This is a genomic window from Nocardia sp. CC213A (assembly GCF_030766805.1).
GTDB lineage: Bacteria > Actinomycetota > Actinomycetes > Mycobacteriales > Mycobacteriaceae > Nocardia > Nocardia otitidiscaviarum.
This window is the reverse complement of the sequence record NZ_JASFXA010000036.1, coordinates 23,207-37,929: the sequence shown is the minus strand read 5'-3', so window position 1 is coordinate 37,929 and position 14,723 is coordinate 23,207. Positions and strand designations below refer to the sequence as shown.

General features: G+C 69.1%; 14 protein-coding genes and 1 pseudogene. 8 read left to right on the top strand and 7 right to left on the bottom strand.

What is annotated here, in order from left to right; all coding sequences use genetic code 11:
- The 5 genes and pseudogenes from QJS31_RS36685 to QJS31_RS36665 all read right to left on the bottom strand — a co-directional run.
- Positions 1-225 (bottom strand): annotated as a pseudogene (locus tag QJS31_RS36685) (hypothetical protein); the annotation flags it as partial.
- Positions 226-607: 382 nt separating this feature from the next.
- Positions 608-985: a hypothetical protein gene (locus QJS31_RS36680; protein WP_306358954.1), complete on the bottom strand. Its 378-nt coding sequence runs from the start codon at positions 983-985 to the stop codon at positions 608-610.
- Between the two features lie 373 nt (positions 986-1,358).
- Positions 1,359-3,320 (bottom strand): MFS transporter, encoded by a 1,962-nt coding sequence (locus tag QJS31_RS36675; protein ID WP_282782215.1) that lies wholly within the window; start codon positions 3,318-3,320, stop codon positions 1,359-1,361.
- A 181-nt stretch (positions 3,321-3,501) separates the two neighbouring features.
- Positions 3,502-5,001: a hypothetical protein gene (locus QJS31_RS36670; RefSeq protein ID WP_282782217.1), complete on the bottom strand. Its 1,500-nt coding sequence runs from the start codon at positions 4,999-5,001 to the stop codon at positions 3,502-3,504.
- Between the two features lie 156 nt (positions 5,002-5,157).
- Positions 5,158-5,778 (bottom strand): LysE/ArgO family amino acid transporter, encoded by a 621-nt coding sequence (locus QJS31_RS36665; protein ID WP_282782219.1) that lies wholly within the window; start codon positions 5,776-5,778, stop codon positions 5,158-5,160.
- Between the two features lie 73 nt (positions 5,779-5,851).
- Between QJS31_RS36665 and QJS31_RS36660 the strand changes: the two genes are divergently transcribed.
- The 5 genes from QJS31_RS36660 to QJS31_RS36640 all read left to right on the top strand — a co-directional run bounded on the left by QJS31_RS36660 (position 5,852) and on the right by QJS31_RS36640 (position 10,349).
- Positions 5,852-6,760 carry a LysR family transcriptional regulator ArgP gene (locus QJS31_RS36660; protein ID WP_029932262.1) on the top strand — a complete coding sequence of 303 codons (909 nt, stop codon included), beginning with the start codon at positions 5,852-5,854 and terminating at the stop codon, positions 6,758-6,760.
- 257 nt (positions 6,761-7,017) lie between these two features.
- On the top strand, positions 7,018-8,223 hold the full coding sequence (locus QJS31_RS36655; RefSeq protein WP_306358953.1) for an AI-2E family transporter: 1,206 nt from the start codon (positions 7,018-7,020) through the stop codon (positions 8,221-8,223).
- A gap of 101 nt (positions 8,224-8,324) precedes the next feature.
- A complete protein-coding gene (locus tag QJS31_RS36650) occupies positions 8,325-9,410 on the top strand; it encodes an S-(hydroxymethyl)mycothiol dehydrogenase (protein WP_306358952.1) in 1,086 nt (361 codons plus the stop codon).
- Entirely contained in the window at positions 9,410-10,036 is a 627-nt protein-coding gene (locus QJS31_RS36645; RefSeq protein ID WP_195145539.1) for an MBL fold metallo-hydrolase, read from the top strand. Before QJS31_RS36650 ends, QJS31_RS36645 begins: the two co-directional genes overlap by 1 nt.
- A gap of 43 nt (positions 10,037-10,079) precedes the next feature.
- Positions 10,080-10,349, top strand: a complete 270-nt coding sequence (locus QJS31_RS36640) for a helix-turn-helix domain-containing protein (RefSeq protein WP_282782228.1) — start codon at positions 10,080-10,082, stop codon at positions 10,347-10,349.
- Between the two features lie 40 nt (positions 10,350-10,389).
- On the opposite strand, the gene QJS31_RS36635 is transcribed toward QJS31_RS36640, so the two are convergent.
- Positions 10,390-11,490 carry a glutamate--cysteine ligase gene (locus QJS31_RS36635; RefSeq protein WP_306358951.1) on the bottom strand — a complete coding sequence of 367 codons (1,101 nt, stop codon included), beginning with the start codon at positions 11,488-11,490 and terminating at the stop codon, positions 10,390-10,392.
- A 201-nt stretch (positions 11,491-11,691) separates the two neighbouring features.
- On the opposite strand from QJS31_RS36635, the gene QJS31_RS36630 reads away from it, so the two are divergent.
- Positions 11,692-12,027 carry a TfoX/Sxy family protein gene (locus tag QJS31_RS36630; RefSeq protein WP_282782232.1) on the top strand — a complete coding sequence of 112 codons (336 nt, stop codon included), beginning with the start codon at positions 11,692-11,694 and terminating at the stop codon, positions 12,025-12,027.
- 116 nt (positions 12,028-12,143) lie between these two features.
- On the opposite strand, the gene QJS31_RS36625 is transcribed toward QJS31_RS36630, so the two are convergent.
- Positions 12,144-12,749 carry a TetR/AcrR family transcriptional regulator gene (locus QJS31_RS36625; protein WP_282782234.1) on the bottom strand — a complete coding sequence of 202 codons (606 nt, stop codon included), beginning with the start codon at positions 12,747-12,749 and terminating at the stop codon, positions 12,144-12,146.
- A 102-nt stretch (positions 12,750-12,851) separates the two neighbouring features.
- On the opposite strand from QJS31_RS36625, the gene QJS31_RS36620 reads away from it, so the two are divergent.
- Together QJS31_RS36620 and QJS31_RS36615 are read left to right on the top strand one after the other, a co-directional pair.
- Positions 12,852-13,721 (top strand): alpha/beta fold hydrolase, encoded by an 870-nt coding sequence (locus QJS31_RS36620; protein WP_282782236.1) that lies wholly within the window; start codon positions 12,852-12,854, stop codon positions 13,719-13,721.
- A gap of 165 nt (positions 13,722-13,886) precedes the next feature.
- Positions 13,887-14,399, top strand: a complete 513-nt coding sequence (locus QJS31_RS36615; protein WP_051037962.1) for a L,D-transpeptidase — start codon at positions 13,887-13,889, stop codon at positions 14,397-14,399.
- The last annotated feature ends 324 nt before the right edge of the window (positions 14,400-14,723 follow it).

The window sequence follows — 14,723 nt, the reverse complement described above, 5'->3', positions numbered from 1 at the left end:
TGTGCCCTTGGCTCCGGCGCGTTGCCACAGATGCCGGTCCTCGATCTCGGCGATCATCCGATGCGACAGTGCCGCCATCCGACACCGCACCGACTCGACTTCCCGCATCACAGCCACGAGATCGGAATCCGACAGTCCGGTGAGGTCGGTCGCGAGCAGGGTGTCCATCGCGGCCGACAACCCGGCCGCACTGTCACCGCCTGCTATGTCCCCCTCCGGATTCATGCCCCTATTCTATCGTGAATTCTGTTGTGGCAGAACGGTGATAGCCATGTGGTATCGACATTTTCAGTGTGGGGATCGAGACGGTTTCGGCGGGTCGTCAGTGCTCGATCCGAAGGCCAGCACGAACGATGCCCGCCAGAACGGCGCACCCCCACCCCACACCGACCGCAGCCCGACAAGACCACACGGTCACACCGCCGCCAACCTACCGAGGGGCTGCCCCGAGATCACCTCACTGCAGCAGCATGCTCTCGAACTACCCGCGCCCGTTGCCGCCGACGCGCTCGGATGTCACCGCAAGACCACTACTCGAGCGGCTGGTCGCGTCGCCGCTGAAAACCAAACAGCCCTACCGACATTCGCCTGCGTCCACCACGGTTGCCTAGCGGGAATGATCCCGATCGCCGCGCACCACGATCACAGCGGGCCCATTGCCGTCACCAGCGGCCTGGTCGATTCGCAGCACTCTTCTGGCCTGATCTTCTTCTACGACATGCCGATACGACGGCGACAACAGCGACTCCATTTGGCCGAGGACGCTCGCGCCGACTCCGGCATTCTTGGGCCGGTGACGCCAGTAGATCCAGCCTCGTCCTTCCATCCAGACCGCAACACGATCAACAGTGATTGCTCCGACGATCAGTCCCAGAACCCAGAACATCCAGCCTATGCCGCGACCTCCCGCCCGATTGCTCCCACCGCAAACCAACGTATCGGAATCACACCGCCTGCGCCGCACCGACGAGTTGACGAAAACCATAGGCACACCCCCGCACGGTCGAGTTGGCGGACTGCGACCTGGACCCGATGACGGTTCGATCGTTCGAGGAGGCGACAGTGACGTCCCTGCACCGGGATTGCGACCCGTCCGTGTGCGGGTTCGCGCGGCTGTGGCAGCACATTCCCGCCGACGACCGGTGAGGCTTCCCGCTCACTCCGGTGTGTCCGCGCGTCGGCGGAGCGGGTAAGAGGGTGGCCCCACGGTCCGGACTCGCAACCCCGCCGTGGGGTTCACCTGCACCACAACCGAATTGGCCGCCCTGGGCGGCCTGGCGAATGCGGCTGGCGGGCGGCGGTGTGAGCTTCGCGGACATCGGGGTGTTGCCGATGGGTGTGGCCACTTCTGGCTGGCGCTACCGCTGCCCCATCGCCTCGAGTTCCCGCCGCACTCGCTCGTCGTGTTCGGCGGCCTCCTCGGCGGCGCGCCGGGGACTCCAGTGGCCGGACATGAGGAATACGAACGGAATGAAGATCACCTGCGCCACCAGGCAGATCCACCACCAGGTCTCCCACTGTTCCGGCGAATCCGCACGGGCCTGCTGCACCTCGGTGCCGTGTTCGGCCAGGTAGTCCCGGTCTTCCTCGGGAATGTCCGCGACGGCCTGCAATGCCGCGCTCGCCGCGGTCAACTGCGGCCCCACCCGGCTGGCGACGGCCAGATCGGTCGGCGGCACCCGCTGTGCCGCAACCAGTCTGGCGGCGGCCTGCTCGGCGGGGATGCCGAACTCGCGGGCGATCTGCTCCACCGCGGACTGCCGCGCCGCGGTATCGTCCGGATCGACGAAAACGGCGGTGAGCGTGGCGGTGTCGACCGCCTGCAGCGTCGCCAGCTCCTGTGGGAACTCGGCATTGAGCGTGAGGGCGGTCTCGATCTCCTCTGCGTCGGCTCGGGTGAGTGCGGTCAGCGCCCGCACCTGGGCGTCCATATCGTCCGGATCACGGCCGAGTTCGGCCATGGTGTCGGCCCCGACGGTCTGGATGGTGGCGATCTCGGCGCTGTGGCGCTGCTGGATCTCCTGCAAACGCGGCCCGTGGTTGACCAGGGTGCCCGCCGCGGTCACCACGAACAGCAGCCCGAGCAGGACGAAGGTGACCACCGTGCGCAGGATGCCGCCCCACACCGCGAGTCCCACCGCCGTGGCGGCCGGATTCACCTTCTCCACCGTCTCGGTGAATCCGGCCATCCAGGTCGAGTAGGCGATGCCGGTGCCGACCGCGATGACCACCATGACCAGGGCGAAGGTGTAGTAGTCGGTGCCCGCGATATCGGTGAGCTGGATGAACATGAACAGCCCGACAATGCTCACCACGGCCCCGATGAGCATGAACGGTTTGCGCACCTTCATCCGGTCGGAGATGATGCCGGTCCCCACCAGTGCGACGCCGCTGGCGATCCAGTACCAGTTGCCCAGCGCGTTGGCCCGCGCCGGGGTGAAGCCGAAGTTCGTGGCCATGTACACCGGCAGGAACGAGATGATGGTGTAGAAGAACGCCAGGAACAGCGCGATGGCCAGGGCCGAGCCGAGGATGTCCACGCGCATCATCTGCTTCCACTGATTGCGTTCCAGCCCTTGCACATCGAGCCCGCGCGCCCGCGCCTCCACCAGCGCGCGGTCCCGCAGGCTCACCATGATCTGGTCGCGCAGCGCCGGACTGAGCTCCCGCAGCCAGATGAGCGCCGCCACCGCGACGACCAGGCTGATCACCCCGCACAGTCGGTAGTGGTACTGCCAGTCCGGATGCGCGTCCAGGGTGCGGGAGGAGATCTGAGTGGTGAGCAGCGCGCCGAGCACCGGCCCGAGTGTCCAGAATCCCATGGCGGAGGCGCGATCCAACTGCGGGGAGAAGTCGCGCACCAGCGCGGGAGTGGCCACCAGCACCGCACCCTCGACAATGCTGACCAGCGTGTAGACCACCAGGAAGGATTCCCGGGTGGTGGTCGCGGGCACGGCGAACAGGGTGAGCAGGGTGCAGATGATCGCGCCCCAGGCGACGATGTTCGCGCGGCCCCAGCGGTCGATGATCCCGGCCACCACCGAGGCCACCGCGCCGAAAGCGGCTCCGATGATGAAGATTCCGACGAAGTAGCGGAAGGTCAGACCGAAGTAGGCGATGAGTTCGTTGCCCACCGCGCCCGCCACGAACAGCTGGTAGTACAGCACCACCGAGGTGACGACCACGACGGCCAGGTACCAGTACCGGGGCCCGGTGTCGGGATAGTGCGGTAGCTTCCGCCGCCACAGCCCGGTGACGAGGGTCGGGGTCGGTTCCGCGGCGGGCGGTGACGGGGGGACGGCGGTGGGGGTCGTGCTCATGATCCGTATCCCTTTCTGGCCACGGCGATTCGTGGTGTGAAACAGGGTACGACCAGAACGTGATCCACATCACTGTTCCGCGGAATGAAGACCAACCGGTTGCGGCCGGGCGAGCGCGGTGACCAGCGCCGCACTCCGGCGACCGCGACCCGCGGGCGCTGAACGCCCGATCACTACGTGGTCAGCGGTCGCGGCGGAAGTACAGGATGTGGTCGCCGTAATCGGTGAGCGGTCCGGCCTCGGCGGCTTGGCGGATGCCACTGGCGGGCAGCCGCGTGAGCTTGGCGAACATCGGGGTGTTGCCGAAGGCCGCGCGCACCTGTGTCTCGGAGGCGTAGTCCGCGCCGTATTCGGCCAGGGCTGCGAAATTCACAGGAGCCAAAGGGGTGTCGAGCGTTGCCGGACCGGCCGGGCGACCGAGGGCGGCGTATTGCGTGGCCGCGCCGTCGTCGTACCAGCACAGCTCGTAGGCGAGATTCTCGGTGGTGGTCACGCTCACCACCGGCCAGTACTTGGACAGCCGCAGCGCCAGTGGATGCCGTCCGACCGGCGCGACCTCCCATTTCAGGCTCTTGACCGAAATCCAGTGCTCGGAGCTGCGTTCCAGCAGCACCACATCGTCGCCGAGGGTCTGCTCCGGATTCGATCGCGGCTCGGGAATACTCCAGTGCTGCTGACTGACGCCGAGGAAGGCGGTGGAGTCGACGACGTGGGCGCCGTCGGCGGTGTAGGCGGCCAGCACCGCGGCCCGCACCTGCTCGAGAGCGTCGCCGTCGGAGCAGCGCACGCTCAGCGCGCCGAAGGAGTCGGCGATCTCCACCGGTTTCGACGGCAGGTCCGGAAGCGCCCCGGGCGCAAGGGGTTTCAGCCCCACTAGAGCCAGCTTCCAGTTGATCTCCTCGATGGTGGCGAGGTCACCGGAGGTCTGGTAGAGGATCTGCTGCTGGGTGAGGTAGCCCGCGCGATCCAGGGTGAGCGCGTCCAGTTTGGTCAGCGCCGTGACGGTCTTGCTGGTGAAGCCGATTTCCTCGATCCGCATCTCGCGCAGCCGGGCGGTCATGGCCGGGGAGGTCACCGCGGTGTAGAGCTCGCGGTACATGGCCAGCGCCGGTTTGCGCTGCCGTCCGACCATATAGGTGCGCAGCACCATATCCAGACTCGCGAGATACCGACCGGCCTGCTCGGAATCCTGGGCGAACAGCGCCGCCCGAATCCGCACCGCGTCGGATCCGGCGGCCACGGCGGCGTCCGGATCGAGCCGACACAGCCACACACCGCATTTGGACAGCGAGTCCGCGCACGCCGCCGCCGCGTTCGGATAGGTCTGCGCCACATAGCGATACGCATTGCAGGCGTCACGAATGGTGTGCGTGGCCAACTGCCGATGCCCGATGGTGCGCGCGGCCTGTTCGAACAGCCGCAGCGCGTCCTGCACCTTGCCCGCGAAACGCGCGTCGACCCGCCCGGCGGTGAGCCAGCGCAAACGGATGTGCACCGCCTCCTGCGCCGGTTCCAGCGCACCGGGCGATCGGTCCCGCACCGACTCGTCGTTCTTCGTGGCGAGCAGCGCCGTGGCGAGTTCGTACAGCGAGTCCGCCAGTCGCAGTTCGGCTTCCGCCGATCGGTCCGCGGCCTCCCGCCGATCCGCTGCCACCCGACGCTCGATGGCGCTCAGATCCATCGCGATCCCAACTCCCGCATCACCTCCGCGTCCGGCCGACCCGCGACCGGGCGCGCATCTGTCGCCCGAGTCTGCCACAGGTCGCCTCCGCACCGCGCCGGACCGCGGCAATCACCCGTAAGGACCAGCATCACGCCAGCGACCGGGGCCGGGCGGCTAGCTCAGCAGCAGCCCCACCGCCAGTCCCGCCATCACCAGGGCGATCACCGAATCCAGTACACGCCAGGCGGTTTTGCGGGCGAACAGCGGGGCCAGATACCGCGCTCCGAAGCCGAGAGCGAAGAACCACAGCAGGCTGCCCAGCATCGCCCCCGCGGCAAGGAACCAGCGATCGGGTGTGGCGAAATGACTCGCGTAGGAACCGAGCAGCACCACGGTGTCGAGATAGGCGTGCGGATTGAGCCAGGTGACGGCGAGGCAGGTGGCCACCGCCGCGCCGAGCGCCATGGAATTGCCGGTGGCGTCGCCGACCAGCGAGCCGCCGGTCAGGGCGCGCCGCGCGGCGAGCGCCGCATAGCCGAGCAGGAAGATCGCCCCCGCGTAGCGCAGTACGGTCAGCACCCCGGGCGCGGACTGCACCAGCGCGCCCACCCCGCCGACGCCCGCGGCGATCAGCGCGATATCCGACAGCGCCGCCACCGACACCACCACGAGCACGTGCTCCCGGCGAATGCCCTGTCGGAGGATGAACGCGTTCTGCGCGCCGATCGCCACGATGAGCGACAGCCCGAAACCGAGACCCGAGAGTGCGGCCACCGCCGCCGATGAAGCGTTCACATTCCCCGACGGTAGCCAGCCAGCAATCATCAGACCAGCTAAGTATTCTTGCGTATCATTAAAATCTCTAATCATGGATCTGCAACTGGACCAGCTGCGCGCACTCGACGCGGCCGTCACCGAGGGCACCTTCGAGGCCGCCGCCCGCCGCCTGCACGTCACCCCGTCCGCGGTGAGCCAGCGCATCAAGGCGCTGGAGGACGCGGCCGGGCGCATCCTGCTGCGGCGCACGAAACCGGTGCAGCCCACCGAATCCGGACTCGCCATGCTGCGCCTGGCCCGCCAGATCGAACTGCTCGCCGGTGACACCGCGCGCGAACTCGGCGACGCGGCCCGCGAACCCGGTGACGCCGCGCATCCCGCGCCGCCGCCCATCCGGATTCCCATCGCGGTCAACGCCGATTCCCTGCAGACCTGGGTGATGCCCGCCCTGGGCCGCGTGCGGGCGGGCGTCTACCTCGAGGTCCATCGCGAGGACGAGGAGCACACCACCCGGCTGCTGCGCGACGGCACCGTGATGGCCGCCGTCACCGCCACCGCCACCCCGGTGCAGGGCTGTATCGCGCAACCCCTCGGAGCCATGCGGTACCGGCCGGTGGCCAGCCCGGACTTCGTGGCGACCTGGTTCGCCGACGGCCCCACCGCCAAGGCGTTCGCGGCGGCACCGGTGGTGCAGTTCGACCGCAAGGACGATCTGCAGTACAAGCTCATCCGCCGCCACAGCCGCAAACCCCTCGATCCGCCCTGCCACTACATTCCGTCCTCGACGGGTTTCGGTGCGGCCATCCGCCTGGGCCTGGGCTGGGGCATGATGCCCGATATCCAGGCCGCCGACGATCTGGCGGCCGGCCGCCTGATCGCCTTCGACCCGCGCGGCGTGATCGACGTACCGCTGTACTGGCAGCAGTGGCGGCTCGACTCCCCCACACTGCGGGCCATCGCCGACAGCATTGCCGAGGCCGCCGCCGTCGCCCTGCGGTGACACTGCGCGGACGAGCCGGAACGACCGCGCGCGGCGTCGGTACCGCGCCGGGCGACGAGCATTCGACGGGCGGGCCGAACCGCCGGTGGCGGGCCGGAACCTCGGGCGCGTGATCTGCACCGCTCGCGGGAGAGTTCTCCTCGCGCCGCCGCCGATTCCGACCGGTCGCGTGTCAGACTCGACGGCATGAGCGAGCGATCAAGCACCCCAGCCGAGCCCGCGCTCGTGACACCGCCGAACACCAGCGCGGGGGCGGCATGAGCGAGCGATCCGAGGACACGACCGAGCGCATCGAGCGACCGGAGCACACCGGCGAACCCACCGCCGACCGCTGCCCCGACGCGGAGCCGAGGGCCTCGGCCCCCGATCGCGGGGATGTGATCGGCCGGGGCGTGCTGTGGCTGGCCAAATGGTCGCTGTGTCTGGTCGCCATCGCGGCGGGCGCGTGGGTGCTGGGTTGGATCACCGCCAAGATGTGGGTGGCCGTGCTGCCGATGACGCTGGCGGTGGTGATCGCCACCGTGCTGTGGCCGCCGACGCGCTGGCTGACCCGGCGCGGCTTGCCCCCCGCCGCGGCCGCCTCGCTCACAGTGTTCGGACTGCTCGGCGTGCTGGCGGGCATCATCGCGCTCCTCGTGCCGTCGGTGGCCGACCAGGCCCCCGCGCTGGCCGATCAGGCCACCGAGGGCGTCAACCGGGTACGCGACTGGCTGCGCGGCCCGCCGCTGAATATCCAAGAGGAGCAGATGAATTCGGCCGTGGACGCGATCGTGTCCCGGTTGCAGTCCAGCGCCGAGCGCATCGCCACCGGCGTTTTCACCGGCGTCAGCACGGCCACCTCCGCCATCGTCACCCTGTTCCTGACGCTCGTCCTGGCGTTCTTCTTCGTCAAGGACGGCCCCCGGTTGATGCCGTGGCTGCACGGTCTCACCGGCAGCCGCAGCGGTCGCCACATCGAGGAGGTGCTGACCCGGATCTGGGACACCCTGGGCGGATTCATCCGCACCCAGGCGTTGGTCAGCCTGATCGACGCGGTGCTCATCGGCGCCGGTCTGGTGATCCTCGGCATCCCGCTGGCCCTGGTGCTGACCGTGCTCACCTTCCTGGGCGGCTTCATCCCGATCGTGGGCGCGTTCGTGGCGGGCGCGCTGGCGGTGCTGGTCGCCCTGGTCGCCAAGGGGGTCCCCACCGCGCTCATCGTGCTGGCCATCATCATCGTGGTGCAGCAGCTGGAAGGCAATGTGCTGCAACCGGTGCTGCAGAGCCGCACCATGCGGATGCACGCCGTGGTGGTGCTGCTGGCGATCACCGCGGGCGGTTCGCTGTGGGGCATCGTCGGTGCCTTCCTGGCGGTGCCGGTGGCCGCGATCGTGACCGTGCTGCTGCGCTACATCAGCGAGCAGATCGATGCCGCCACCGCCGTCCCACCACCGCGGCCGGAGGAAATTACCGACCAGGCATGACAATTCGTGCCATGCGGCCGGATCGACGATCAGGCCGTCACAGGGACTCATGCGAGTATGCGAAGGTGTGAGTCGTATCAGGTGACAGGAAGGGAAGCTCCGTGGCCCAGACCGTGCGCGGCGTGATCGCACGCTCGCAGAACGCGCCCGTGGAAGTGACCGAGATCGTCGTGCCGGACCCCGGCCCGGGCGAAGCCGTGGTCCGGGTGCAGGCATGCGGGGTGTGCCACACCGATCTGCACTACCGCGAGGGCGGTATCAACGACGAATTCCCTTTCCTGCTCGGTCACGAGGCCGCGGGCGTGGTGGAATCCGTGGGCGCGGGCGTCACCGACGTGGAACCCGGCGATTTCGTCATCCTCAACTGGCGCGCGGTGTGCGGCACCTGCCGCGCCTGTCGCAAGGGCAAGCCGTGGTACTGCTTCTCCACCTTCAATGCCGACCGACCCATGACGCTCACCGACGGCACCCCGCTCACCCCGGCCCTGGGCATCGGCGCGTTCGCGGAGAAGACACTGGTACACAGCGGCCAGTGCACCAAGGTGGACCCGACGGCGTCCCCGGCCGCGGCCGGACTGCTCGGCTGCGGTGTGATGGCCGGGCTCGGCGCGGCGGTGAACACCGGTGCGGTGGGCCGCGGCGACAGCGTGGCCGTCATCGGCTGCGGCGGCGTGGGCAACGCGGCCGTCGCGGGGGCGCGGCTGGCCGGGGCCACCACCGTCATCGCGGTCGACATCGACGAGCGGAAGCTCAAGTGGGCCACCGGTTTCGGCGCGACCCACACGGTGGACGCGGCCACCGAGGACGCGGTGGAACGGATTCGGGAGTTGACCGACGGCTTCGGCGCGGACGTGGTGATCGACGCGGTGGGCCGCCCCGAGACCTGGAAGCAGGCGTTCTACGCCCGCGACCTGGCGGGCACCGTGGTACTGGTCGGCGTACCCACCCCGGATATGACGCTGGAGATGCCGCTCATCGACTTCTTCTCCCGCGGTGGATCGTTGAAGTCGTCCTGGTACGGCGATTGCCTGCCCTCGCGTGATTTCCCGTACCTGATCGAGCTGTACAAGCAGGGACGCTTCGATCTGGACGCCTTCGTCTCGGAGACGATCTCCCTCGACGACGTGGAGGAGGCGTTCACCAGAATGCACCGCGGCGAGGTGCTGCGCTCGGTGGTGATGCTGTAGTGGCCCGTATCGACCACACCGTCACCTCGGGCACCTTCAGCCTGGACGGGCAGACCTTCGATGTCGACAACAATGTCTGGGTCGTCGGCGACGACCACGAATGCGTCGTCATCGACGCGCCGCACGATGTGGCGGCCATCCTGGCACTGGTCGGCGATCGCCGCGTGACGGCCATCCTGGCCACGCACGCCCACGACGACCATATTCGGGTCGCGCCCGAATTGGCCCGGGAGACAGGCGCTCCCATCCTGCTGCATCCGGACGACCTGGTGCTGTGGCGGCTCACCCACACCGACCGGATGCCCGACGGCGAACTCGTCGACGGCGCGGTGATCGAGGTGGCGGGGACCGCGCTGCGGGTGTTGCACACCCCGGGTCACGCTCCGGGCGCGTGCTGCTTCCACGCTCCCGACCTCGGCGTGGTCTTCACCGGCGATACGCTGTTCCGCGGCGGTCCCGGGGCCACCGGCCGCTCCTACTCGGACTTCTCCACCCTGGTCACCTCCATCGCGGACCGGCTGCTCATCCTGCCCGACGACACCGTGGTGCACACCGGGCACGGAGAATCCACCACCATCGGGGACGAAGCGCCGCACCTGCGTGACTGGTTGCGCCGCGGACAGTGAAATCGCCTGTGCGCGATCTCATATCAGAGATACCGTGGATGATATGACCGAAGGCATCGAGCTACTCGGATCCGGGCAGTCGGCGCTGCGGCGCATGTCCGACGACCGCCGCCGACTACTCACCGATCTGGTGGCGGCGCGGCGGGCGGCGCGCCTGTCGCAGACCGAGATCGCCGCCCGCATGCACACCTCGCAATCCGCGGTGGCACGCCTGGAGGCCGGGCAGGTGGATGTGCGCATCTCCACCCTGGAGCGCTACGCGGCCGCCATCGGCAGCCGCATCACCTGGGAACTCGACCCCGGGGTGGGGTGACCGCGGCACGGTGGAATCCACTGCCGCGCGCGAATTCTCGTCAGCGGCAGGTGGACAGGGTGGCCTCGGCCAGTACATCCAGCACATCACCGAGGTCGCCGCGCACGCGCAGGGCCGCGCGCTGACGACGCGCCCCGTTGCCCCGATCCACCAGGGCGGCAACGGTTTCGTCGACGAAGGCGCGGTCGCCGAGCTCGTCCAACGCGGGCGCGAGGTGATCGACGAAGCGGCGCAACAGTTCCCGCATCGGAAACGGCTGGCCGTGCACCGGATCGATGCCGTCACCGTCCAGACCCGAGCGGGCCGCCCACCAGTAGGCCGCGCGCAGCACGTCATCGGGGACGGCGGGCGCGCACCGCCCGGCCTCGAGGTGGCGGTGTGCCGTCATGACGGCGGCCCGGATCAGAGTCGCCAGCAGGGCGGTCTCCTCGACGGTGGCCGGAACATCGCTGACGCGGATCTCGACGGTGGGAAAGCGGGCCGAGGGCCGGATATCCCAGTAGACCATCTTGCGGTCCAGGATCACGCCGAGCGACAGCATCCTCGCCACGGCGGCGTCGTAGTCGGCGGCCGAGGCGAAACGCGGTGGCGCACCCGCGCTGGGCCAGCGCCGCCACAACACGCTGCGCCAACTGGCGTATTCGGTGTCGAGGCCGTGATACACGGACGAGTTGGCGGTGAGCGCCAGCAGCAGCGGCAGCCAGGGCCGCAGGTAGTCGCTCACCCGCAGGGCAGCCTCGCGGTCCGGGACCGCCACGTGCACATGGCAGCCGCACAGTCCCTGCTCATGGGCGAGCATGCCGAAATTCGCGGCGATGCGCCGGTACCGCGGCGTGGCGGTGACCGGCTCGTCCGGCGGCACGGTCGGCGGCACCGCCACCGCGAGCAGCAGCGCGTCGTTCTTCTCCGCGCACGCCGACACCCCGCGCCGCAGCTCGCGCAGCTCCCGCAGCAGCTCCGAGGTGGTCGAGTGCACGCGGGTGTTGATCTCCACCTGGCAGCGGGTGAGCTCCAGTTGCAGATCGATGCCGAGATCCGCGGCGGTCCGGGCGACGTCGGCGTTCCTGCCGACGGGTATACCCGTGCGCGGATCCACCAGCAGCAATTCCTCTTCGACACCTACCGTCGGCGGGGTTATCACAATGACCGAGTACCCCCTGATCGCGTCCTGTGACACCGACGCCGCAGGACTCGGACCCGATTCAGCATGACGGGTGGCATCCACCGGCCACAAGGTGCGACCGGTCGGCACCGACGCCTTCGACCGCCGAGCAAACCCGAGCCCCGCACCCCGTGCGCGGCGGTCGCGCGCATCTGTCGGTGCCTCGGTCCACAATGCGGTATGGCGTATGACGAGGTACTCGCGGAACGGATACGGGACGCCCTCGGCCCCGTACTACCGGATGTGACCGAACGGAAGATGTTCGGCGGTCTCGGTTTCATGGTCAGCGGCAATATGGCGGTCGCCGCCAGCGGTCAGGGCGGACTGCTGGCGCGGGTGGACCCGGCCGAGACGACGGAGCTGCTGTGCCGCGACTTCGTCGCGACCATGGTGATGGGCGGACGCGAGATGCGGAACTGGCTCCGCGTCGACGCCGCCGCACTGGAAGACGATGCGGCACTGGAGGAATGGGTGGGGCGCTCGGTGGCCTACGCGCGCACCCTGCCGCCCAAGTAGGGCGCGCGCCCCGACAACGGCCGCCCCGGATGTCCGTCCCCAGTCGTCGGGGCACGCGGAACAGCCCGGCCGATCGTCGGGTTCATAGCCGCGGTGCCGCTCAGGTCGCGGAACCCTCAGTCCGCGGGGCCGAAGAACCGGTCCAACAACCGGTCGAGGAGGACCACCGCTTCGTCGCGATTCGGGTAGCCCCCGGCCAACCCTTGGCTGAGGCCGCCCACGGCCATGACGATCACCGCCGCGTCGACCTCCGGGTCGACGGGTAGATCGGGGTCGAGCCGAAGTGCGCGCTCCAGTTGGGCGGCGACCAGGTCGACCAGGAACTTCGGCGCGCCCACGAGATCGCCCAGGGCGATGTCCCGCCCCGACATCATGGCCTGGTTGAACGCCCCGAGCACCACGGTGTCCGCGCGCCGCCGCTCGTCCATGGGCAGCAGCGACAGCAGGATCGCCCGGGTCGCCGCACGCGGTGTGGCCCCTTCCGCCAGCTGTTCCAGCGCCGCCGCGAACCGCTTCCCGCCGTCCTCGACCACCGCCCGGTGGGTGGCGAGCAGGAACTCCCTCTTGGTCCCGAAGTAGTACTGCACCAGGCGCACCGAGATCCCGGCTTCGGCCGCCACCGATTGGAAGGTCGCGGCCTCCAGCCCGCGTCCGGCGATCACCCGACGCACGGCGTCGGTGATCTCCCGCCGCCGCTGCTCATGGTCGACCAACCGAGGCATATCCGCTACCACCCCTTCTCGTGCGAGCCGGAAAGACTTCATGGTACGCCCATACCATTTTTATGGTACGTTCATATCATCAAAATCGATGAAGGGGTGGCGATGGCCAAGATCGGACGATTCAAGAACGACCGGGCACGCGCGGCGTATCTGGCGGTGTACGACGAGATGGCGGCGCGGTCACCGATCCCGTTCGGCGAACAGCGGGTCGAAACCTCCTTCGGGACGACCCACATCAGCCGATTCGGTTCCGGGGACGCCACCCCGCTGGTCCTGCTGCACCCCGTCGGCGGCAACGGCGCGGGCTGGGCCCCGGTCATCGAGGGGTTGAGCGCGGACCGGGTCGTCTACGCCCCGGACACCATCGGCACCCCGGGCAAGAGCGTGCAGACCGCGCCCATCACCGCGGCGGCCGATTTCGGCACCTGGCTCGACGAGACGCTGGCCGGGCTCGGCGTGGACCGGGCGCATGTGCTCGGGTACTCCGACGGCGGCTGGCAGGCGGCCGTGGCGAGCTTGCACAATGCCAAGCGGCTGGCCAGCGTCACCCTGGTGGAGACCGGCGGCGTGCTGAAGATCCGCTGGAGCGTGCTGCTGCGGATCATGCGCTTCGCCGTCGCGCCGACGGAGCGGAACATGCGGCGGCTGAACCGGTGGCTGATGCCCGGGGTGGAGGTCTCCGAGCTGGATGTGCGCGCGGCGCGCGCGTCGGTCGGCTATCGGCGGCAGCTGCCCTGGGGGACGGTGCTCACCGACGCCGAACTCGGATCGTTCACCATCCCCTCGCTCTGGGTGTTCGGAAGCGAATCGGTGCTCGTCCGCCCGGCCGAGGCCGCCGCCCGCCGCCTGCGCGAGCGGGTGCCCGCCGCCGAGGTCGAGGTGTTCGACGGCCTGGGCCACGGGCTGTTCTTCGCCAACGCCGACATCGTGGTGCCGCGCATCGTGGACTTCCTGCGGCGACACGACGGCTAGTGCGCCGAATTCGACCGTCACCGCGTGTTTTCCCCGCATTTCCCGGGGCGCTCAGGCAAGAATGACCCCTACACCTCCAGGTGGTAATGCTCGACGAGATGGTCCCATCACCCCGCCCGGCGTCACTCGGGGCGATGGGGCACGGGTAGAGAGGTCACGGACTTCATGAGCAGTAACCGCAGTATCGGTCAGGCCACGCGATGCGCCGTCTATCTCGGCATCGCTTCCGCCGGACTCGCCCTGGCGGCGCCCGCGCAGGCGGAGCCGCTGTGGCCCGGTGGGCCCGACGTCCCGGGCGTCCCCGCGATCGTGCCGCCGGCGGAGATCACCGCCCCGTGCACGATTCCCGAGGCGCGCGCCTGCGTTCGGCTCTCCACGAACGAGGCATGGTTGATCGACAATCGCAAGGTGACCTTCGGCCCGACCCCGATCTCCCACGGTATGGCGGGCTACCGGACGCCGCCGGGCGCCACGCGCGTCTTCATCAAGAAGGAGTTCCACTGGAGCACAATGCATCACGCTCCCATGCACTACGCGATCTTCTACAACGGCGACATCGCCTTCCACGTGGGTCCGATCGAGCGGGAGTCGCACGGCTGCATCCGCATGACCTGGGATGGGGCGCGCGCGTTCTACGACTACCTGAATATCGGGGATCTGGTCGAGGTGGTGCCGTAACCGGCGACACCGGGCACACACCGGGGCGGGTTCGCGATACCGCGAACCCGCCCCGTCCGTATCCGCACCCGCGCGCCGACGGTACGACCGCGCGACCCGGCATCCGCGGGGGACCCCGCCCCGCCTCGAAACCGCCTAGAGAACCGACACCGGCACCATCCGGCGTCAGCACCGGCTGTATCACCATCGGTACCAGCGACATCGGCATCGGGATCGGCACCCACCGCCTCTGCATCGGCACCCACCGCATTCGCCTCGGCACCCACCCGCGTCGACATCGCCACCCACCCGCGTCGACATCGGCACCCCCGCGTCGGCATCGCC